23 protein-coding genes are annotated in these 22,616 nt (G+C 42.1%); 14 read left to right on the forward strand and 9 right to left on the reverse strand.

Translation table 11 applies throughout. The features are described from left to right. Positions 1-4: 4 nt before the first annotated feature. The 7 genes from B3317_RS09970 to B3317_RS10000 all read left to right on the forward strand — a co-directional run bounded on the left by B3317_RS09970 (position 5) and on the right by B3317_RS10000 (position 7,217). Complete coding sequence (locus B3317_RS09970) at positions 5-610, forward strand: SIS domain-containing protein (RefSeq protein WP_291111065.1); 606 nt, start codon at positions 5-7, stop codon at positions 608-610. 186 nt (positions 611-796) lie between these two features. Then, on the forward strand, positions 797-1,783 hold the full coding sequence (locus B3317_RS09975) for a PhoH family protein (protein ID WP_291111067.1): 987 nt from the start codon (positions 797-799) through the stop codon (positions 1,781-1,783). Positions 1,784-2,389: 606 nt separating this feature from the next. Further along, complete coding sequence (locus tag B3317_RS09980; protein WP_291111069.1) at positions 2,390-3,340, forward strand: phosphoribosylaminoimidazolesuccinocarboxamide synthase; 951 nt, start codon at positions 2,390-2,392, stop codon at positions 3,338-3,340. Positions 3,341-3,435: 95 nt separating this feature from the next. Continuing rightward, positions 3,436-4,002 (forward strand): zeta toxin family protein, encoded by a 567-nt coding sequence (locus B3317_RS09985; protein ID WP_291111071.1) that lies wholly within the window; start codon positions 3,436-3,438, stop codon positions 4,000-4,002. Positions 4,003-4,023: 21 nt separating this feature from the next. Further along, positions 4,024-4,761 (forward strand): bifunctional demethylmenaquinone methyltransferase/2-methoxy-6-polyprenyl-1,4-benzoquinol methylase UbiE, encoded by a 738-nt coding sequence (ubiE, locus tag B3317_RS09990; RefSeq protein WP_291111073.1) that lies wholly within the window; start codon positions 4,024-4,026, stop codon positions 4,759-4,761. 248 nt (positions 4,762-5,009) lie between these two features. Beyond that, entirely contained in the window at positions 5,010-5,813 is an 804-nt protein-coding gene (locus B3317_RS09995; protein WP_291111075.1) for a M48 family metalloprotease, read from the forward strand. 195 nt (positions 5,814-6,008) lie between these two features. Then, on the forward strand, positions 6,009-7,217 hold the full coding sequence (locus tag B3317_RS10000; protein WP_291111077.1) for a hypothetical protein: 1,209 nt from the start codon (positions 6,009-6,011) through the stop codon (positions 7,215-7,217). A 68-nt stretch (positions 7,218-7,285) separates the two neighbouring features. On the opposite strand, the gene ffh is transcribed toward B3317_RS10000, so the two are convergent. Next, positions 7,286-8,605 (reverse strand): signal recognition particle protein, encoded by a 1,320-nt coding sequence (ffh, locus tag B3317_RS10005; RefSeq protein ID WP_291111079.1) that lies wholly within the window; start codon positions 8,603-8,605, stop codon positions 7,286-7,288. Between the two features lie 322 nt (positions 8,606-8,927). Between ffh and B3317_RS10010 the strand changes: the two genes are divergently transcribed. From B3317_RS10010 to bla, 6 genes are all read left to right on the forward strand, one after another. Then, entirely contained in the window at positions 8,928-9,665 is a 738-nt protein-coding gene (locus B3317_RS10010; RefSeq protein WP_291111081.1) for a DUF5131 family protein, read from the forward strand. A 117-nt stretch (positions 9,666-9,782) separates the two neighbouring features. Then, positions 9,783-10,358, forward strand: coding sequence for a DUF5063 domain-containing protein (locus B3317_RS10015; RefSeq protein ID WP_291111083.1), 576 nt, complete (start codon positions 9,783-9,785; stop codon positions 10,356-10,358). Further along, positions 10,352-10,939, forward strand: coding sequence for a 3'-5' exonuclease (locus B3317_RS10020; protein WP_291111085.1), 588 nt, complete (start codon positions 10,352-10,354; stop codon positions 10,937-10,939). Before B3317_RS10015 ends, B3317_RS10020 begins: the two co-directional genes overlap by 7 nt. Before the next feature lie 108 nt (positions 10,940-11,047). Further along, complete coding sequence (locus tag B3317_RS10025; protein ID WP_291111087.1) at positions 11,048-11,971, forward strand: J domain-containing protein; 924 nt, start codon at positions 11,048-11,050, stop codon at positions 11,969-11,971. 18 nt (positions 11,972-11,989) lie between these two features. Continuing rightward, complete coding sequence (locus B3317_RS10030; RefSeq protein WP_291111089.1) at positions 11,990-12,277, forward strand: chaperone modulator CbpM; 288 nt, start codon at positions 11,990-11,992, stop codon at positions 12,275-12,277. Between the two features lie 3 nt (positions 12,278-12,280). Continuing rightward, positions 12,281-13,162 (forward strand): class A beta-lactamase, subclass A2, encoded by an 882-nt coding sequence (bla, locus tag B3317_RS10035; protein ID WP_291111092.1) that lies wholly within the window; start codon positions 12,281-12,283, stop codon positions 13,160-13,162. Between the two features lie 18 nt (positions 13,163-13,180). Here bla and B3317_RS10040 read toward each other — a convergent pair whose 3' ends face one another. Together B3317_RS10040 and B3317_RS10045 are read right to left on the reverse strand one after the other, a co-directional pair. Then, positions 13,181-14,056 (reverse strand): 4Fe-4S binding protein, encoded by an 876-nt coding sequence (locus B3317_RS10040; protein WP_291111094.1) that lies wholly within the window; start codon positions 14,054-14,056, stop codon positions 13,181-13,183. A gap of 213 nt (positions 14,057-14,269) precedes the next feature. After that, a complete protein-coding gene (locus B3317_RS10045; RefSeq protein ID WP_291111096.1) occupies positions 14,270-15,142 on the reverse strand; it encodes a LytR/AlgR family response regulator transcription factor in 873 nt (290 codons plus the stop codon). 133 nt (positions 15,143-15,275) lie between these two features. On the opposite strand from B3317_RS10045, the gene B3317_RS10050 reads away from it, so the two are divergent. Beyond that, positions 15,276-15,755, forward strand: a complete 480-nt coding sequence (locus B3317_RS10050) for a low molecular weight protein-tyrosine-phosphatase (protein WP_291111098.1) — start codon at positions 15,276-15,278, stop codon at positions 15,753-15,755. On the opposite strand, the gene B3317_RS10055 is transcribed toward B3317_RS10050, so the two are convergent. From B3317_RS10055 to B3317_RS10080, 6 genes are all read right to left on the reverse strand, one after another. Then, complete coding sequence (locus B3317_RS10055) at positions 15,756-16,706, reverse strand: NAD(P)-dependent oxidoreductase (RefSeq protein ID WP_291111100.1); 951 nt, start codon at positions 16,704-16,706, stop codon at positions 15,756-15,758. It lies immediately after the preceding gene. 12 nt (positions 16,707-16,718) lie between these two features. Next, positions 16,719-17,141 carry a hypothetical protein gene (locus B3317_RS10060; RefSeq protein ID WP_291111102.1) on the reverse strand — a complete coding sequence of 141 codons (423 nt, stop codon included), beginning with the start codon at positions 17,139-17,141 and terminating at the stop codon, positions 16,719-16,721. Between the two features lie 447 nt (positions 17,142-17,588). Continuing rightward, the gene (locus B3317_RS10065) at positions 17,589-18,023 is read right to left on the reverse strand and encodes a GNAT family N-acetyltransferase (protein ID WP_291111104.1); all 435 of its coding nucleotides are present in this window, start codon (positions 18,021-18,023) and stop codon (positions 17,589-17,591) included. Between the two features lie 122 nt (positions 18,024-18,145). After that, the gene (tatA, locus tag B3317_RS10070; RefSeq protein WP_291111106.1) at positions 18,146-18,346 is read right to left on the reverse strand and encodes a twin-arginine translocase TatA/TatE family subunit; all 201 of its coding nucleotides are present in this window, start codon (positions 18,344-18,346) and stop codon (positions 18,146-18,148) included. Positions 18,347-18,751: 405 nt separating this feature from the next. After that, entirely contained in the window at positions 18,752-21,103 is a 2,352-nt protein-coding gene (locus tag B3317_RS10075; protein WP_291111108.1) for a GH92 family glycosyl hydrolase, read from the reverse strand. 112 nt (positions 21,104-21,215) lie between these two features. Beyond that, a complete protein-coding gene (locus B3317_RS10080; protein ID WP_291111110.1) occupies positions 21,216-22,601 on the reverse strand; it encodes an alpha-L-fucosidase in 1,386 nt (461 codons plus the stop codon). Positions 22,602-22,616: the final 15 nt, after the last annotated feature.

Here is a 22,616-nt window from a genome sequence, read left to right on the forward strand (position 1 = left end):
ATGCATGAGTACTGAAGATATCCGTTCCCTGTTGAGCACCGAAGCGAGTGCCATACTGAATATTCCGGTAAGTGACGCTTATACAAAAGCCATAGACCTTATTGTAGAACAGGTAAACAAGAAGAAAGGCAAACTGGTAACCAGCGGCATGGGAAAAGCCGGGCAAATAGCACAAAATATTGCAACTACATTCAGCTCTACAGGGACGCCGTCCGTCTTCCTGCATCCGAGTGAGGCCCAGCATGGCGACTTGGGGATATTGCAGGAAAACGATATCGTTCTGGCTATCTCCAATTCAGGAAAGACACGGGAGATTATCGAACTTATATCTCTTGCAAAAAATCTTATTCCGGGGATAAAGTTTATTGTCATCACCAGTGATCCGGATAGCTTACTGGCCCAGAAAGCCGATGTCTGCATCCTTACCGGCCGGCCCGATGAAGTCTGCAATCTTGGACTGACCCCGACCACTTCGACCACAGTAATGACCGTAATAGGCGATATACTTGTAGTGGGTACAATGAAAAGGATCAGCTTCTCACCCGCCGATTATGCCAAACGCCACCATGGGGGATATCTGGGAGATAAATCGAGAGAGATGAGCAAGTAGTTCCTGAATATAACTCTAAAATATTTCAGCCATCAATATCCATCCTTTGCATATTGTTGGCTGAAAGAATAATTATAGATGAATAACGAAATATATTATCGAATATCCTTATCTTTGCATACCATTACATACCACTACCCGACAAAACATAATAAATCACATGGTACATTCTTGATACAGAATTGAATGATAGAACAAATAATTATTTTAGAACATATAGACCCTGTTGTCTTTTTCGGGATAAATAACGCCAATATACAATTATTAAAAACCCTTTTTCCAAAGCTGCGTATCGTAGCGCGTGGCAATGCCATAAAAGCGATCGGTAATGCGGAAGATGTCCCTCTCTTTGAAGAAAAGATAAGGGAACTTGAAAAATATGCGAATGAGCGGAATAAACTCACAGAAGAAGATATAATAGACATTGTAAAAGGAAAATCTCCTAATACAATCAAGCAGGACAACCTCATTATCTACGGGCTGAACGGCAAACCTATCTTTGCCCGTACTCCCAACCAGCAGAATTTTGTAAACAGCTTTTACAAAAACGATATGGTGTTTGGTATCGGACCCGCGGGTTCGGGGAAGACCTATACAGCTATCGCTCTGGCGGTAAAAGCCCTTAAAAACAAAGAGGTGAAAAAGATAATCCTCAGCCGTCCGGCAGTGGAAGCCGGAGAGAAGCTCGGTTTTCTGCCCGGAGATATGAAAGATAAGATAGACCCGTATCTGCAACCTTTGTATGACGCGCTCGAAGACATGATAGCCCCTGCCAAGCTAAAGGACTATATAGAAAACAAGACGATACAGATAGCCCCTTTGGCCTTTATGCGCGGTCGAACGCTCAGTGATGCCATCATTATCCTCGACGAAGCCCAGAATACGACCACGCACCAGATAAAGATGTTCCTCACCCGTTTGGGTATGAACGCCAAAATGATTATCACGGGCGATATTACCCAGATAGACCTTCCGCCGTCCCAGCAGTCGGGGCTAAAACATGCCCTGCGCATACTGAAAGATGTGAAAGGGATAGGCTATATCGAGTTTAACAAGACCGATATTGTCCGTCACAAACTCGTTCAGAGCATTGTGGATGCATACGAAAGAGAGGATAAAAGGGAAAAGCGGGAAGAGATAAAAGCAAAAACCGTAAAAGGTGAAAGAATATAGATTTATTAGAAAAAGAGGGTGTGTCAAAAGGGGAACAGCACTATCAATGTGCTACCCTCTTTGTCATCCTGAGTGTAACGAAGAATCTCGACCCTGAGAAACGAGATATTTGCCTCGCCTTCGCTTCGGCGATTTTGGCTCCGCCGATTTTCAATTCAATTCACTCCGTTCAACATGACAACCAACGGTCACAGGAGCGTAGCGTATGTAAATAGAAAGTAAAAAATACTTTTGACACACACTCTTTCTTATTAGCATAGCTCTGTATAAAAACACAAAAAGATTATCAATTAAGTTGCAATACTCCCAATCTGATTTATCTATATAAGAAGCAGCCGGCATACTGGAATTTCAGAATGAAAAAGTAAGTAATCAGAAAAAAATTAATGACATATTTAAATGTTTCACAATACTTAAATAAAACGCCAGATAAAAAATTGTGCAAAAGTTGTCAGATTTGTCAAGTTTTAGTTTTACTTCCACAGCTATCAGCAACTTGGAGGAGCATGCTATTAATTAACATCTTTATTGCTTTTTAAGCAACTTTGGCGTAACTTTGAGCGTACTTTTTTGTTATAAGACTGAACAAATTAGATTTTTAAACAAATGAAGAATACTTTAGTAAGAACAGATTTTAATTTTGCGGGTCAGACAAACGTTTATCATGGTAAAGTGAGGGACGTATATTCAATAGGTAACGATTTACTGGTGATGATCGCTACCGACCGTATTTCAGCATTCGATGTTGTATTACCACAGGGTATTCCCTACAAAGGACAAGTCCTGAACCAAATTGCAGCCAAGTTTCTGGATGCTACTGCCGACATTGTCCCTAACTGGAAGCTGGATACCCCGGACCCTATGGTAACCGTTGGTCTGAGATGCGAACAATATAAGGTGGAAATGGTTATCCGCGGATATCTCACCGGTAGCGCATGGCGCGAATACAAAGCCGGTGCAAGGACGCTTTGCGGAGTGCCGCTACCGGAAGGAATGAAAGAAAATGAAAAATTTCCTACTCCTATCATCACTCCTACTACAAAAGAAGATGTAGGACACGATGAGAATATTTCGAAAGAGGAAATTATCGCTCAGGGACTGGTAAGCAAAGAAGAATACGAGCAACTGGAAAAATATACTTATGCGCTGTTCCAACGTGGAACCGAAATGGCAGCTCAGAAGAACCTGATACTTGTAGATACAAAATACGAGTTCGGGAAAAAAGACGGCAAGATTTATCTGATCGACGAAATCCATACACCGGACTCTTCCCGCTATTTCTATGCGGACACTTATCAGGAACTGTTCGACAAAGGGGAAGAACAACGCCAACTGTCGAAAGAATTTGTACGCAAATGGTTAATGGATAACGGATTCCAGGGAAAAGACGGGCAGAAGGTGCCTGAAATGACCGAAGAATACTGCAACTCCGTCTCGGAACGCTACATCGAACTATATGAAAAGATAGTAGGTGAAAAATTTGTAAAGGCGGAAGCTGCCGATGTCGCTATACGCCTTGAAAAGAATATAAACGAATATTTAAAAAAGAGAGATTAAGGCCGCAGGCCTTTTTATTATTCGGGTAAGCAAAACAACAAAAACAAGTTGTGGTCCGAAAGTATATAATTAAATTTATCTATTATTTAGTTTAAATGCCAAATCTCTATATCATATCAGGCTGTAACGGCGCGGGAAAAACAACCGCGTCGTATGCCATGTTTCCCGAACTACTCGACTGCAAGGAGTTTATCAATGCCGATGAAATAGCCAAAGGCCTCTCCCCTTTTCAGCCCGAGACGGTAGCTATCGATGCAGGCCGCCTTATGATTATGCGCATGAACGAAATGTTGCGTATGCAGGAAGATTTTGCAATAGAGACCACGCTGGCGACTAAATCATATGCTAACTTCATACGCAGGGCGCAGAAGGAAGGCTATTTTGTTACCCTGATTTATTTCTGGCTCGAATCGCCCGAACTGGCTATCAGACGTGTCGAACAACGCGTTCGCTTCGGCGGACATCATGTAGACGATGATGTAGTCATAAGGCGCTATTATGCCGGAATGAGAAACCTTTTCTCTATGTTTATCCCTATTGCCGATTACTGGCTTCTGGTAGATAATTCTACAGACCCTTTCCAGATGATCGCGGAAGGTAACAGAACAAAAATCATCGATATTTACGATGAAGATATATTCTATTATCTTAAAAACGTATAAATCCAACAACCCTCAACGGAAATGACCTACGACGCCGAAAAAATAGTTCCTTATTCCGGCTCCGAAACTAAAGGGGCTCAAGTAGAACGCATGTTCGACTCTATTGCTGAAAACTATGATACATTGAACCGTACTATGTCGATGGGAATCGATATCAGTTGGCGTAAGAAAGGATTATCTATGCTAAAAAAGCTGAATCCCCAGACGATACTCGATATTGCCACAGGAACAGGTGATCTGGCCATCCAGGCCTATGATATACTGAAGCCGCAATCTATACTGGGCATAGACATATCCGAAGGAATGATGGAGGTTGGCCGGAGAAAAGTAGCTAAAGCAGGCCTATCAGATAAAATCAGCTTCGCCAAAGAGGATTGCATGGCGCTGTCTTTTCCCGATAATTCTTTTGACGCTGCCATGGTCGCATTCGGAGTACGCAACTTTGAGGATCTTGACAAGGGGCTCAAAGAAATATTACGGGTACTAAAACCGGGAGGGCAACTGATGATATTGGAGTTGACTGTTCCCGCGCATTTTCCGATGAAGCAGGGTTACTGGCTATATACCAATCTGTTTATCCCCACAATAGGCCGGATCATTTCCAAAGATAAAACAGCATACTCTTACCTTCCAAAATCCATACAAGCCTTTATTCAGGGTAAAGATATGACCAACACGCTTCTAAAGAACGGATTCTCGGAAGCATCTTATAAAACATACACAATGGGTACATGTTCTATGTATCTGGCTTCTAAATAAATAAATATTTTTAATTAAATAATATTATCTTTTCTCCACAAATTTATCTATACCGGAGAAAGGACAATGGGAATATTAAAAGTTCCATTTTTTAAGTTATAGTTCTTTAGTTCGGGAATAATATAATATATTTGCCTTCTGAAAGAGATCGAGTGCGAAGGAGAATAACTTTATAGAATACACCTGTAATATTTTTTATTAATAAAACTACATAAATCGAATCTATTTATTAACAAACATTTAGAACTATGACTAAAAAATTATTTTTAGCAACAGTATTTGTTGCTGTTATGTGCGCTCTATCACTTCCTGCAAATGCCCAATTCGGAAAAGCCTTAAAAAATGCTAGTAAGTCTGTAACAAAAGCTGTAGGCGATGTTGCCGGAGATATGGCTTCTGATATGGTAGCCAATAAGGTATCCGTGAAAATGGTAGAGTTTATGGATAGCAACAATACTATTGCCGGAGAGGACTCAGACTATTACAAAAGACTGGCAGGACTGGTAGCTACAGACTATATTTCTGTAGACGGCCTAAGCCTTAACTATAAAGTATATGAAAACCCTGAAGTAAACATTCTGGCTACTTCTGACGGAAGTATCCGTATCTATACAGGTATGATGGATATGCTGTCTGATGAAGAGCTTCTGGCTGTTATATCTACTCAGATAGGACATATTGCAAACAAGGATGTTCGCGATTCACTATTAAAAGTCGCATCTGAGGATAATGCAACTAAAGCAGGTTCTGCACAATTGGAAAAACTGCTTTCTTTCTCAGGAGATAAAATGGGGACGGTAATCAACGAACTTATACAGATTCCTTATACTGACGACCAAAACAAGAAAGCAGATGAATATGCATACAATCTATTGACAAAGAAGAATGTATCTGCCAGTGCTCTAGTATCTGCATTAAACAAATTCGCTGAAATGGAAACTGCCGATCAGGCCGCAGCTGATGATGATACAGCTGAGCTGAGTGCCGCCTCTAAGTTTATCGGAGTTAATTCGAACAATTCACTCCGCGCGTCTCTTATCTCTTCCAAATAAGATTCGTTGATCGAACAGATACACAGGCCTGCAAAGTATGACTTCGCAGGCTTGCTTTTTCTTCTGTAGAATAGTCATAATCCTTTTTCACCAATTAAGAAAGCCTGTTCACCCGTTTTGCCCTGTTTGCATTATTAATGTAGTCTATATTTGCTTTAGATATAACTGGTAATAACTAACTTAATACTAAAGCATATGAAAAAGCGACTTTACATTCTATTATCGATGCTTCCTGTAAGTATATTCATCTATTGCACATGTGTAGCCCTCTTCAAAAGCCCGGGGCATCCTATCACACCTGCATTACCGGCAAGTGAGCTTCAAGAGAAAGCAGACCGGATAGCCAGGCCCAAAATGCAGATAGTATTTCTACTCGATGCCACTGGCAGTATGTCGGGATTGATCGGGGCAGCGAAGGAAAAAATATGGTCCATAACAAGCAGCCTTTCCCAAAGCGAACCGGTTCCCGATATCGAAGTGGGTATGCTCTTTTATCGTGACAGGGGAGATGATTTTATAACCAGAATTATTCCTTTAGGCACTGATATGGACAATCTTTACGAGCAATTGATGGCTATGGATGCATCGGGAGGCGGAGACGGACCCGAAAGTGTGAATCAGGCACTGTATGAAGGTGTGAATAAGATGCAATGGGACAACTTGCCTAATACTTACAGAGCGATATTTCTTGTCGGTGATTATCCTCCGCATATGGACTACAGAAACGACATACATTATCCTGAAACCTGCTCGGAAGCGATAAAGAAAGGGATTGTAATCAATACCATCCTCATGGGGAATGAACCTACTGCCGCCCGCATATGGAAAGAGATCGCCGGTAAGACAAAAGGAGAATATGTGCAGACGGATATGAGCGTAAATAATATAGAGGTAAGGACTCCTTATGATGACCGCATCAACTCCCTGCAATATGAACTGGATAAGACCCGGCTCTATTACGGCAAATCATCTGAGTTGACAGAAGTAAAGCAGATACAGAGCGCAAAAGTAAGTAAGGGTGATGCGGCCATTAATGCGAGACGGGCAGAATATAACCTGTCGGCGGCGAATAAAGACGCTTACTATGGCTCGGAAGAGCTGGTCAATGAAGTAATGTCCGGCAAGGCTCTTACAGAAATCCCTGCTGCAGATTTACCCGACCAAATGAAGAAGATGTCTGCCTCAGAGCGCCAGGCCTATGTAAATGCCCTGATAGAGAAACGCAAGCAACTGGAACAGGAAATAAAAAACCTGAGCAAACAACGCCAGCAGCATATAGAAGCCGAACTGTCGAAAATGGATAAAGACAAAGTAGAAAATTCGTTCGACGACGTCATCTACAGAGCTGTACAAACACAGGCTATGGAAAAAGACATCAAGCTGGAAGGAAAAGCTAAACGATAGTGTATATACAACAAAAACCCGGCCTGTGATATCACAGGCCGGGTTGGATTATCTTATTTGTAAGAGCATTATCTCCTCATCTTAGGCATCTTGCCTCCCTTCATCTGTGTCATCATCTTCATCATCTTACGGGTTTCGTCGAACTGCTTAATCAGCTTATTCACCTCTTGTATAGATGTACCGCTACCTTTGGCAATACGCTGGCGACGGCTTCCGTTCAGGATTTCAGGCTGAGACCTTTCTTTCGGTGTCATGGAGTAGATGATAGCCTCGATACTTTTGAAGGCATCATCATCAATGTCCAGATCCTTGATTGCTTTACCCACTCCCGGAATCATGGAAGCAAGGTCTTTGAGGTTACCCATCTTCTTTATCTGTTGTATCTGTCCGATAAAGTCGTTGAAGTCGAACTGGTTCTTTGCAATCTTCTTTTGCAGGCGGCGCGCTTCTTCTTCATCATATTGTTCCTGTGCCCTTTCCACGAGTGAAACGATGTCACCCATACCGAGGATACGGTCGGCCATACGTTCAGGATGGAATACATCGAGTGCATCCATCTTCTCGCCTGTACCCACGAATTTAATCGGCTTATCCACTACCGAACGGATAGACAGCGCAGCACCACCACGGGTATCACCATCCAGCTTGGTTAATACAACTCCGTCGAAGTTGAGCCTGTCGTTAAATTCCTTGGCGGTATTTACAGCATCCTGCCCTGTCATGGAGTCTACTACAAAGAGGATTTCGTCAGGTCTCACAGCGTCTTTTACGGCTGTTATCTCCTTCATCATCTCCTCATCTATAGCCAGACGTCCGGCGGTATCTATAATTACAAGGTCATTCCCGTTTTGCTTGGCAAACCTGATCGCATTCTGAGCTATCTGCACCGGATTTTTATTATCATCTTCCGAATATACAGGAACTTCTATCTGCGTACCCAGTATTTTCAACTGCTCGATAGCAGCAGGACGATAAACGTCTCCGGCCACAAGCAAAGGATTTTTGCCTTTCTTCGATTTCAGCAATTTAGCCAGCTTACCCGAGAAAGTAGTCTTACCCGAACCCTGAAGACCCGACATAAGTATAACAGCCGGGGAACCTTTCAGATTGATATCGGTTGCCGTACCTCCCATCAGGGCAGCCAGTTCGTCATGAACGATTTTCACCATCAACTGTTCAGGCTTCACGGCCGTAAGCACATTCTGTCCTAATGCCTTTTCCTTAACGGTTTCGGTAAACTGCTTGGCTGTTTTGTAGTTTACGTCGGCATCAAGTAATGCGCGGCGTACATCTTTCAGCGTTTCGGCAACGTTTATCTCGGTGATCTTACCCTCACCTTTCAGGATCTTAAACGAACGTTCTAATCTATTACTTAGACTTTCAAACATATTATTGTTGTTATTTATTATCAATGTTATATGGGAGCACAAAGATATAAACTTTTGCTATAAAGTGAAAAACTGATTGTGCTTTTCTTACCATGCATAATTATATGAATATGCCAAACAATATCAGAAATCTTTATTCCCTAGCTTTGGTTCCGGCAATCTACACTTCAATTCGGTTAACAGTAAACAACTTGTATCGCATATCTTGCCTGCTCCCATCTCATTTAATAATACATTTATCTTTTTCATTATTCTATCCAAACATTGTATATTTACGTTTTATAAAACTCTCTCAGTATATAGATAAAAATTTTCGTTTCTGATGTCGTCACTTTGGAATCCGTGGCATGGTTGCCACAAAATAAGCGCAGGTTGTCTCAATTGCTACATGTACCGTGGCGATGCCAGGCGTGGTGTAGACAGCACCATAGTTAAGCAGACTAAGGACTTCGACAAGCCGGTAAAGAAAAAACGAAACGGAGAATATAAAGTTCCTCCCGGCGAAGATGTCTTTACCTGCTTCAATTCCGACTTCTTCCATGCCGACGCGGACGAATGGCGGCCCGAGGCATGGAATATGATGCGTGAGCGCAGCGATCTCAGCTTTTTGATGATAACCAAACGAATCGACAGATTACAGATAGGCTTGCCCGACGATTGGGGAGACGGATACGACAATGTGACTATAGCCTGCACGGTGGAAAATCAGGACAGGGTCGATTACCGTTTACCTATCTACAAGAAAGCCCCGATTAAGCACAAAATAATTATCTGTGAACCCCTGTTAGAAAGGGTAGACCTGAAGCCTTATGATATAGGTTCATGGGTGGAGCATATCACTGCCGGAGGAGAATCGGGAAAGGACACGCGGGTATGCGATTTCGACTGGATAATGGAAATACACGACCTCTGTGTAGAAAACGATATCTCTTTTTGGTTCAAACAAACAGGGACGAATTTTATTAAAGACGGGAAATCGTATACGATACCTCGCCGGATGCAGCATTCACAGGCGAAGAAAGCCGGAATAGATTACAAGAAGTACATTGGGAAAAGATAAACATTTAAAATATCTTTTCCTTTCGTTAGTTAACAAATAATCGCCTAAATTTGTTATCTATAAAAAACAGAGAAAAATCCGCGTGTCAAAATATACCGGAGAAAATAAAGAACAACAATGACAGACCAACTAAAAGAAATAGTATACTCGAAAGATGCGATTGAATTCGTGACTGTAGCCGTGCAGTATTGTGCTTTTCTGGAAAATTTCGATGAAATCACGGAAACAGAACTGACCGACAAACTGACAAAGATTCTCCCCCTGCTATATCTGAAAGCAACCCTTGTACCGGAAACAGATACGGTAAATGATGAAGAACCGGAGATAACAGTTACGGAAGACATATACAATTTTATCACTTCCAAATTATACAATGTATATGTAAATAACGATACATACCTCGAAGTATTTCTTCAGGATATGAAATATAGTGAAACGCCTATATCGGCGAGTATAAGTGAGGACCTTGCGGACATCTATCAGGATACAAAAAACTTTATCACCATATTCGAACGGGGTATTACCGAAAATATGAATGACGCCCTCTATGTATGTATGGAAAACTTCAAATCATACTGGGGACAAAAGCTTGTGAACGTGTTACGGGCATTGCATTCGATAAAATACCCGACTGAACCGGATATACTCGGAGACGAAGACCTTGAACAGACTGATAGTGAAGAATTATGGTAAGAACAATTTCAAAAGAAGAATTATCCGTAATGCCAATGGAAAAATTCGAAGGGCGGATAATTGTTGTACAAAGTGAAAGTGAGGCTGAGAAAGCCGCTGCTTATCTCAAAAAACAAACGGCTATCGGGTTCGATACTGAAACCCGTCCTGCTTTTCGTAAAGGTGTATCCCATCAGATTGCATTGATGCAGTTATCAACTGATGACACCTGTTTCCTTTTTCGGCTGAACATAATCGGACTGCCCGATTGTCTGGCAGATATACTTATCGATCCGGCAATAAAAAAAATAGGGCTCTCCCTGAAAGACGATTTTTCAGCCATACATAAGCGGAATGCGGCCTTCGTTCCGTCTAATTTCATTGAACTCCAGTCTTTTGTGAAAAGTTATGGCATTGAAGATAATGGCCTGCAACGTATTTATGGCATACTTTTTGAAAAAAGAATATCGAAAGGTCAGCGCCTGTCAAATTGGGAAGCGGATGTACTATCCGATGCACAGAAAATGTATGCTGCCATTGATGCATGGGCTTGCCTTAGAATATACAATGAATTGAAAGTAAGGAAAAAAACAGCTCCCTGATCCCCAAGCGGGACTTACAGAGAGACTAAGAGGTAAAATGAAGAGTCAAGGATTGTTTTTTTCCAATCTTTGAATAATGAAATTTTTAAATCTTGAAATTAATCACATATGGCATTCATAGATTATTATAGCATATTGGGCGTATCCAAGACAGCCAGTGCGGACGATATCAAAAAATCGTACCGCAAACTGGCCAGAAAGTATCATCCTGATATCAACCCAAATGATGAAGAAGCAAAAAAGAAGTTCCAGCAGATAAACGAAGCTAACGAAGTGCTTTCCGATCCCGAAAAGCGGAAGAAATATGATGAATACGGCGAAAACTGGAAGCACGCCGAAGAATACGAAAAAGCCCGTCAGCAGCAATCACAAAATGGTGGTTTTGCCGACTATGGCAGCTTTGGCGGTTTCGGGGGAGGTTCGTATAGTTTCGGAGGAGAGGATGAAGGGGGATTTTCCGATTTCTTCGAATCGCTGTTTGGAGGACGAAGATCTTCGTCGGGTAGCAGCCGTCAAAGCAGAGGGTACAGAGGACAAGACTATACCTCGGAACTGCATTTAAGCCTGCGCGATGCATCTGAAACCCATAAGCGCACACTCACTTTGAATGGTAAGAACCTGCGCATAACCATTCCTGCCGGAGTGTCCGACGGACAGGTAATAAAACTTGCAGGACAAGGAGCAGCGGGTAAAAACGGCGGGCCGAACGGCGACCTGTATATTACATTTGTTATAGAAGAAGATCCTAAATTTAAACGGGTAGGAAACGATTTATATACCAATGCCAACCTGAATCTGTACACAGCTGTTCTTGGCGGAGAAGAGACAGTAGACACCTTCACCGGAAAAGTAAAACTGAAAGTAGCGGCAGGGACTCAGAATGGAACAAAAGTAAGATTGAAAGGCAAAGGATTTCCCGTTTACAAGAAAGACGGACAGTTTGGAGACCTTATTATAACATACTCGATAGAGATACCGGTCAATCTGAATCATGAACAAAAGGAATTGTTCGAAAAGCTAGCGAAGTCTTAACCCTAAAGTATCAACGTTATGACATCAGAATTAATCATCATACAGGAGTATTGCATACAGAATCAGGTGGAGCCCGACTTTATCGTACAACTCGAAAACGAAGGGCTTATACAAGTCAGTATTGTCGGGAACGAGCGCTATATACATATCTCCCAGCTAAAATACCTCGACCAGTATGTGCGGTGGTATTACGACCTATCAATCAACGTGGCGGGTATAGACGTTATCCGGAACCTGCTGGACAAGATAGATGACATGCAGGAAGAAATACACCGTTTGAAAGAACAGCTAAGGCTAATAGACTGATATATGAAACACCTATTCCTGCTTATAAGCGTATTTGCAATCGCAACTTATGCTTTCTCACAAAATGATGTGCTAAGAAATGATATAGCAAAAATTATCGGAGGCAAACGGGCTACTGTCGGAGTTGCATTGATAGTCGATGGAAAAGACACATTGACGGTCAATAACGATTTCCATTATCCGACACAGAGCACTTACAAATTTCATTTGGCTCTGGCTGTCCTCGACTATCTCAATAAGAACAACCTGTCGCTCGATCATAAAATATTCATTCGTAAAGCTGAACTCTTACCCGGTACCCATAGCCCTCTGAGAGACGATTATCCCGATGGAAACATCGAATTACCAGTTAGAGAAATCTTAAAATATACAGTTTCCCTAAGCGATAACAACGGATGTGATATCCTGTTTCGCTTTGTGGGTGGTACCTCCGCAGTAGACCGGTATATAAGAAACCTCGGATTTTCCGATTTTGCCATTGCCGCCACCGAAGAAGAAATGCATGGCCCGTGGGAAGTACAATATACCAACTGGAGTACTCCTCTTACAGCTGCACGGGTATTGGAAAAATTCAGGACAGGCAATATACTGCCTCAACATTTCTACGACTTTCTGTGGAATGCCATGGTGGATACTGCAACCGGACCGAAGAAGATCAAAGGGCTGCTGCCTCCGGGAACGATTGTCGCTCATAAGACCGGCTCATCTTTCCGTAATGCCGAGGGGCTGAATGCCGCGGAAAATGATATTGCAATCATCCGGTTGCCCGATGGCCGTTATTATTCACTTGCCGTTTTTATCGCAGATTCGATGGAAGACGATGCCACGAATATGCGGATGATAGCAGAAATATCGAAGGCTGTATATGACTCCCTTACAAAATAGGCATGAGAGGCAGCGAATTTATCTGATGGCGCCCTGCGGACATATATCCGCACATTTCCGGCACAAGATACATTCGCTTGAGCTTATTTTCTTCCCTTTCGAGATATAATTTACTACATCCACGTCCATCGGACAATTACGGTTGCAGGAACCGCAAGAGGTGCATTCGTTTCCGGAAGGACTTACCTTTATCAAAGCGATGCTTGTCTGCGCTTTCATAACCAGTGACACCGGACAGACGATTTTGCAAAAGGCACGTTTCTTCCTGAATTTAAAGGCAAGGATCACAGCAACAAGATAGTAAAGACCATTACCTGCAAGGAACCAGATCAGAGCCCCGGGCTTTCCACCTTGCACAATACCTCCATCTTCATTTATATGATTTGTCTGCCAGTCGTAACCCAGCAGAATAAAAGCTACAGGTATCAATATAGAAGCAATAAATACCAGATAACGCATACGGGTATATTTGACCGGAATCTTACGGTTTTCTTTTATCGGCAACCATTCCAGGATAGCAGCTGTCCAGCAGGCCCAGCCACAGAAACCTCGTCCCCAGATCAACGGGCCGATAATCTTGGCAATGGCATAATGCACCAGTACCCGGATAAATAGTCCGGTGGAAATAAATAATAATATATAAAACACATTCTCTTCCAATTGCAGATTCTCCCGTTGCATGACTCCCAAAAAGAGAAGAAACACCGGTGAAATCATTAAAATAGTGATACGACGCCCCAGATCTTTATTCTTCCCCTCTAGCCTAGACGCAATCAACGAACCTATCGTAATCCAGCCGCCAATCCAGGGGAAAATGATGCGAAATCCCCACCAGCCTAAAGAGAATCCAAGTAAAAGTCCGATAAGTAAAGGAACAAAATGTTTGAATTTCATACATTATATTTTAATAGATTAATAGAGCCAACAATAATCCTGAGACAAAGCCTAAAGTAAAAGCAATCCTATTCATATAATAATTGTTTCTTGATTTGAGGCAAATATAGACCGTATAGAAACAGTTTCAAAAGTTCTGTGACAGACAGCAATAAATGTGACAAACAGCTATGTCTGCCCATCATAAGCCAGTTATAATAAAATATAAGCTTATTATCCCGCGATACGGGTACGGATGAGTCTTGTGTAGGTACGCGATACGGGAACTTCGTCCTTTGTATATCTCAGTTTTAGCTGGAATCCTAGCGAATTTCCTGTGACTGAAACGACTTGTGCTATGTTCACCATGAAAGCCCGGTGGCAGCGTACGATGTCAGGATAAGATTGCAGGTCTGTCTCTATCTGACTGATGGTAGCCCTGAGTTGTTTTTGTCTTACAATATCGTTTTCCTGATAATAAAATGTAGTATAGTTCCCCGATGACTCGATGTAAAGGAGTGTCTCAGGATTGAAACTAACGGAGTCTTTTGTAGTGCCACTCAATGTAATTATGCCGGAGTTAGCTGGCAAAGCCTGCTGATTCGCAGCCAAACGTTCGAGCAGCCTGTTGTTACTCTCTTTTGCCTCACGCAGATTCCGTTTCAGTGCATTATTCTGTATAAAGAATGATATGACAATAGTAGGAACCAACCCGACCATAAATGTAGCAACCACATAGAAGGTAAAAACGGATAGGAGTATCTCCGGATCTCTATGTCTGATAGAAATATCAAACAAAAAATTACCGATACTAATAGTTAGGATTATAATCAGTTTATTGAGTGTATTCCTCCATGTAGTCCAACAGGCAGGGTTATAGAATTTTTTGAATATCGCAGGAAACACATAAGTTACGATTGAAGTACATACTGCCGTCACCAGAGAATACCCTCCTATTATCAACCATTTATTAAATTCACCTTGTAGCTGGAAAGGCTGGAACAGAGCGAGTAGCAGAAAGACAGCAATAAATGCCACGACAATAGTCTGCCACGGCTTTTCACTGACCGGATACGGCTCTTTTAAATATCTAATTATTCTACTCATCTATATAATATAAACAGTAATATGCTTTAAAAAAATGCCTGAAAATAGTCCTAAAAATTGGAACGAGCAAAATTTAGACAGGCTCTAAAATAAGGATTTTGTATCTTTGCCATTCTCAAATTAAAATACTCTTATGAAAGAATATAAAATACTCTTTGTCTGTCTCGGAAATATCTGCCGCTCTCCCGCCGCCGAAGGCATTCTCAAAAGGATGGTCAGGGAGCAGCGACTCGAAGATAAAATATCTATCGATTCGGCAGGGACATCAGGCTATCACGATGGCGACCTGCCCGACCACCGGATGAGACAGCATGGCGCACGCAGGGGCTATAAGTTCGATTCGCTGTCACGCAGGTTTACAAGCCGGGATTTTGACCGGTTTGATGTCATACTGGCTATGGACGACAGCAATTACCATAACATTATGCGCCTTGCTCCTGATTTGGAATCGGAGAAGAAAGTGTACCGAATGGTAGATTTTTCGAACCGATTCGGTCACGACCATATCCCCGACCCTTATTATTCGGGTGCTGACGGTTTCGAACTAGTCCTCGATTTACTGGAAGACGCCTGTGAAGGATTACTGGATAAACTGAAGAAAAACGAACTGTAATCAGTTCACTTTATCTATCTCCCCTCCTTCAAAAAAGTTGATTATATTCTTTGCCACTTCCTGTTCCATATCCAGGCGGGCGGCATATGTCTTTGTTCCGGCATGAGGGGAAAGCACGACATTATCCAACCCGATAAGTTCCTGTGGAATTTTCGGTTCGTTTTCGTACACATCCAGCCCGGCAGCATATATTGTCCCGGCCTGTAAGGCCTTAGCCAGAGACTGAGCATCTACCAGCTGCCCGCGGGCGGTATTGATAAGAATAGCTGAACTCTTCATCTTATTCAATTCCCGTTCTCCTATCAGGTGGTACGTTTCGGTTGTTGCAGGCGCATTCAGCGATACAATGTCGGATTCTTTGAGCAATGTATCGAAATCTACATACACCGCGCCGTATTTCTCTTCCACCTCTTTAGGCAAGGCATGCCTGTTGTGATAGATAATTTTCATTCCCGAAGCCACCGCACGGCGGGCTATCGCCTGCCCGATACGTCCCATACCGTATATGCCGAGCGTCTGCCCATAGACAGGCATGCCCAGATCGCCATACAGACTCCAGTCGAGACGCACTCCATTATGCAGCTTATGATTGTAATAGGCTACCTTGCGGGCAGTTGCCATCATCAGGGCAAAGCATAACTCCGCGGTCGGTTCCAGCACCGATTGCGGAGTGTTGGTCACCGTAATACCTTTTGTTGCTGCGTAAGCGGTATCTATATTGTTGTATCCCACGCCATAATTAGCTATCAGCCGCAGTTTTTTCCCCGCATCTATCATTTCTTCATCGGTCTGAAATGAGAAATTAGGAACAAAAGCATCCGCATCTGCTATCCGTTCCAGTATTTCTATCCTCGTAAACAATTGTTTTTCGGGATATATAACTTCATATTTTCCTTCGAGGGAAGCAAATCCTTCTCTTACGAAGTTGTGCCCCATCAATATCTTCTTCATGCTGTTACCTTTTTATAGGATTCCTTTTTCTATAAGCATTTCCCGTACTTTCATCCAATCCACGTAGGGCCTGCCGGCCTCGGGATCATCCGTAATCAGCGGACAGCCCAGATTGGCATCGTCTATATAGAGATGTCCGTAAGCTTTTGGCGAAGAAGTCCAGAATCGCTGTGTAGGATTTTTCTGTATGCCATATAACGGGATATTATTATCGGCAAACCATTGTACAGCTTCGGTCAGTACATTTTCTTCTACCACGACTTCCTGTCCGTCTACTTTCTTTTTTTTCTTACGGTCGCTCCGCATCGAAAAAAGGATTAGTTTGTGACCTTTTTCCGTCAGTTCTTTCAGAACAGGCACTGCTCCTATATCTTTCCCTATTTTGGGAAATTCGTGCGATACGCATGTACCGTCAAAATCCAGACATATATCCATAATTGTATTTGTATGTAATAATATTCATTTTTTAGTTACAGGTTATGACTCGCAACTGTTTTGTTAAAATCTGACAAAGTTGACAACTTTTCAGTAAACAGTAAACAGTCAACAATTAGCAATTAACAACCCGTAAAATGTAAAAACTTTGCGTCTTTGCGTCTTTGCGTGAAACAAAACAGGGTGCCAGCCAACCCGTAACTTTTTACTCACTGCTTACTACTTGTTAAAATCTGACAACCAACGGTCACAGGAGCGTAGCGTATGTAAACTTGACAACTTTTCCTGCTTTTTTACTTTTTCCCAATCTTTAAATTCTTAAACATTAAATTTTTAAATCCTTCCAGATCTTTCAAAGAGCTATCGGCTAAAAGCAATATATAGATAAAATTATATAGATAAAGTAACACCCGGCCTTTAAATATTAGCGCGCATTACTAATCGATATTATTGTTCAAACGTCATACGGTACACATTTGTTTCCTTCTGTGTGAAATTCAAAGACTGATAAAGCTTATTAGCCGCTATACGTGAAGGATTAGAGGTCAGCATCAACGAATCAACACCTAACGATCTTGCAAAGCTTATCGCATGTTCTACAAGTAATCTGCCTAAGCCCTGCCCGCGGTATGAATCGTCAACTACAACATCCTCGATCCATGCCTTTGCCCCTGTCGGGCTTTTATATACGCCCACAGTAAGCATTCCGGCAATATTCCCACCATCGGTAATAAAGAACAGATGACTGTTATCTGAAGCCAATAACTCCCTATAATATGACTCTGTCAAATGAATCGTACCGGAAGAGATTAATGTCCCGGTAAGTTTTTGTACAGCCTTAAATCCTTCCTGCGTAAACTCTCTGATCTCCAAAATTCTCATAATCGAATAATAATCCGGGCAAATGAAGATACCTGTTTTCCTCCGCCTGATTAATTTATAAAAAACAGAAACCCAGACTGTAAAGCCCGAGTTTCATATATCCTTAACATGACAGAACAAACTTATTTGTTGTCTATCTTCTCTGTAGTACCTTTTATATCATCTTCAAGGCCGTTTACCCCGTCTTTGAAGTTCTTGACGCCTTTTCCGATACCTTTCATAAGTTCAGGAATTTTCTTTCCTCCGAATAATAATAAAACAACGATGGCAATGATAATAATCTCTCCGGTTCCAAGGTTGCCTAGAAATAATAATGTGTTCATCTGGTTTATCTCAATTATATTTACTTATTAAATAATTAGTTTACTAAAGTAGTCAGAATAATATTATTCCAGTCATTTTTTTGCATTTTTTATATTCAAATCGCGTCAAATCACTGGCCACCGTTATTTAAAGTGATTATAGATGCTGACCGGCCATCATAATTTAATAAAGAAGTGGCTGTCTCAAAAGTAATATTGTGCTAGCAAAGTATTACTTCCTATTGTCATTGGCTCTGCTTCGCTCTGCCGAACGTTGTTTCTGAACGGAGTAAAGAATCTCGACCCTAAGAAACGAGATGTTTCACTCCGTTCAACATGACAACCAACGGTCACAGGAGCGTAGCGTATGTAAATAGATAGTGAAAAATACTTTTGAGACAGCCACTTCTCTCACCTGTTTATTATTTAATTACTCTTTTGATAACGCAATGTTTGATTTGGCTTTGATATAGACGGCGCAACAGATTCGTCGGATGTGCCCCAGTCTTTGTTCGGATTGCTTCCCAAAACGAACTTTATATCAGCCCCGTTCTTTATGTCGTCATAGGTTATATAAGTCTTGTTATACTCCTTTCCGTTGAGGGTCATAGACTGGATATAGACATTCTGTTTGCTGTAATTCTCTGTAGTCATGGATATTTTCTTTCCATTACCGAGAGTCATCTCTACAGCTTCAAGTCCCGGAGAACCGATAGCATAGATATTGCTCGACGGACAAGTGGGATAGAAGCCCATACAGTTGAAGATATACCATGCCGACATCTGTCCGCAATCATCATTCCCGCTTAACGCATCAGGTTTGTTTCCGTAGAAGGTATCCAGTACGTAACGTATCTTTTCCTGTCCTTTCCATGGCTGTTTCACATAATTGTAAAGATATAGTATCTGGTGGCAAGGCTCGTTGCCATGCCAGTATGCCCCAATCCGTCCCTGTATATCGTGCGCCCCCGGGATATCATCCGGCAACTCCATTGTGAACATAGAATCGAGACGCTGGGCAAATACCTCATTCCCTCCCATTTCATTGATATATCCTTGTACATCCTGAGGCACATACCATGTGTACTGATATGTGAATCCTTCGGTAATATCACCCCAACCGTGTACCGAGCCCGGCCCGGTATAAGCGACTGCATCGAAAGGTGTACGCCATTCTCCATGAGAGTCGCGTCCCCGCATAAATCCGGATTCGGGATCTATCAGGTTCTGATAAGCTAGCGAACGGTTCAGGAAGTATTTGTAGTCTTCTTCTTTACCCAATTTTTTTGCGGCCATAGCTACACAGTAATCATCATAAGCATATTCCAGTGTCTTGGATACAGATTCCCGTTCCTTATCGAATGGCACCCAGCCCAACGCGGTATATTCAGGCAGGCAATCGTAGTTAGGATTCATCGCAGTCCTTTTCATCGCCTGATAAGCCCGTTCGTAGTCGAACCCTTTCACATCTTTTACAATGGCATCAGCAATAGCGGACACCGCATGATAGCCTATCATACACCATGTTTCATTTCCATAGAAAGACCAGATAGGCAGCATATGCTCCACACTCTGGTCGTAATGCGCCAGCATGGAATTTACCATATCGGCATTACGTTCAGGGTTTATGAGATTGAGTAGCGGATGATGGGCACGATAAGTATCCCATAGAGAGAATACTGTATAATTGGTGAATTTATCGGCCTGATGTATATTTGAGTCATGTCCCCTGTAATTATTGTCCGCGTCCTGATAAACAAAAGGATGCAGAGACGCATGATAAACCGAAGTATAGAATGTTTCGAGCTGCTCTTTTGTGCCTTTGGCCTTGAATTTACCAAGTTCCTTTGCCCATAATATTTCACCTTGTTTCTTGAGATTTTCGAAATTTTGATTATCGAGTTCTTTCAGATTTGTATATGCGCCTGAGGTTCCTGTAGATGATATGGCAACCTTCACTTCTATCCCGGCTCCGTCTTTTGCATCAAAATCGAGCCATCCTATGATTTTATTCCCATAGGCAACACGATCGCTCCGGAAACGCTTTGTATCATAGATAACAGGCTTGCCGTCCTGCATAATACCCGAACGGGCAAATGGTTTGGAGAATCTGGCTACAAAGTAGACATAGCGCTCAGGGCCCCATCCATTCACAAGTTTGAAACCGCAGATAGTAGAATCGTTCTCTATACGGAGTTGCGACCATGCTGTTTTGAACCATTGTACATGATCCATATCCACCATAACAAAGGCACTGTCTGTCTTAGGGAAAGTAAACTTGAATATCCCCGAGCGCATACCGGAGGTCATCTCAGCCTTCACATTATAGTCCAGCAAATCAACTCCGTAGTAGTTTGGAGAAGCCCATTCTCTTTCATGGCTGTATCGTGAACGGTAGCCCTCATCGGGATTTTCGTGTGTACCCGGCGTAAATTTCTTTTCTCCCGTACCGGGAATAAAAAGGAAGTCTCCAAGATCGGGAATCCCCGTTCCGCTAAGATGGGTGAGACTGAACCCCATGATAGTCATATGATTGTACTTATAACCGGAAGCGGCATCGTAATAATCTTTATCCGTATCGGGACTTATCTGTATTCCCCCGAAAGGTATCTGCGAACCGGGATAGACATTTCCGAATCCGGATGTACCTACAAAAGGATTTACATAGGCATTGAGGGATAGATCCGCCGGTTCTCCTGTAACCTGAGATTTTTCTTTACATGACGAAACCAGCAATAAGGCCGAGAGAAGGAGCCCTAAGGGCAATTTACTTTTCATATTATCTTTTTTAGCGTGTAGTTAAGGTCGCAGACCTATTTATTACTCTGGTATGCACAATAACTAACATAGGTTATCATTCGAATATATTATTAATATTTTCTGTTACTTCTTATCGCTCATTATATACTCCAAATTCGGTAATAACGGGAGGTTTACTAAATTCATCTATTTGTATGCGGACTTTATCGGCCCAAACTTTATTAAATCTATGTACTTTTATTATATCATTGTTTTCACCGGATAAAAGAGGTAGCCATTTATTATTGTGGAAATACTCGATCCGGTATTTGCTGAAATTACTTTCTCCTCTTTGAGCAATGGTAATCAAATTGAACTCCTGTTCTGTGTTATCCAGAATGATTTCGAGCCAAGGCTTTTTTATGGCCTTGTTGGATTCCCATGCCGAACGGAAATTGTCGTCATTGGCAAAATCCATAATATTCATATCATTGCTCCAACTGGCATTTGTCTTCTTATTCTTTGCAATATTCTTAGAAATAACGGGGGCAGGATAAGCCGGCAGTTTAGCGACAGGTCCTTTATTTTTCCATAGTTTTCCTATCTTCCTGAAAGCATCGGCCGCGTTGGCGTCTATCAGCCCGTCACGGTTAGGGGCCGCGTTCAGGATAAAATTACAATAAACCTCATTCATAGGAATGATATTGTCATTGACGAGCATTTCAGGCGATTTTACCGGAGTTGCAGGGAAATCGGGTTTCCAGAACCAAGCCGAATTGATGGGCAGGCAGGATAATGCAGGAAGTTTATTACTCTCTTTTGAAATATGTTGCCCCGCACCCTGCTCATACGACTTAATATCCGTATAATACAAAACTTCTGCCGGATATTTAGCAGCATTCAAATCCATAACAAGGCAGTTCGGCTGTAAAGACTTTATCAGGGAATAAATATCCCCAAACGGAACTTCATCATATGAAATACGCGACCAGGGAGCGTCCCATCCGTCGATAATCAGCGCCTTTATCTCTCCATAGTTAGTCAATAGCTCGGTCAATTGGGCTTTTATCATATCTATATGCTTTGGCGTAATCCATCCCGGACGGAGTTTATGATGTGTATCGAGAATAGAATAATAAAGCATTACATTCAAGCCCTGTGCCCTGAAAGCATCTGCATATTCTTTTACCACATCCCTCCTGAAAGGGCTGTTCATCACATTGTAATCGGTAGTTTTCGTATCCCATATGCAAAATCCACTATGATGCTTGGTAGTCAGGCACCCGTATGTCATGTTGGCCTCTTTGGCTGTCTTAGCCCATTGACTACAATCGAGTTTCGCAGGATTGAATATAGCCGGAGACGCATCGGGATCAGCCCAATCGTCCTCCATGAATGTCGGTATATTGAAATGGATAAACATCCCGAATCTCAGGTCTACAAACTCCTGCTGAAGTTGTACCAAAGATTTTCCTGCCTGAGCCATAACAGATAACGACAAGAATAACAGGAGGATTAAAGAATATATTTTCCTCATAATAATACGTTTTTT

The organism is Dysgonomonas sp. UBA7710 (assembly GCF_002482385.1).
Lineage (GTDB): Bacteria > Bacteroidota > Bacteroidia > Bacteroidales > Dysgonomonadaceae > Dysgonomonas.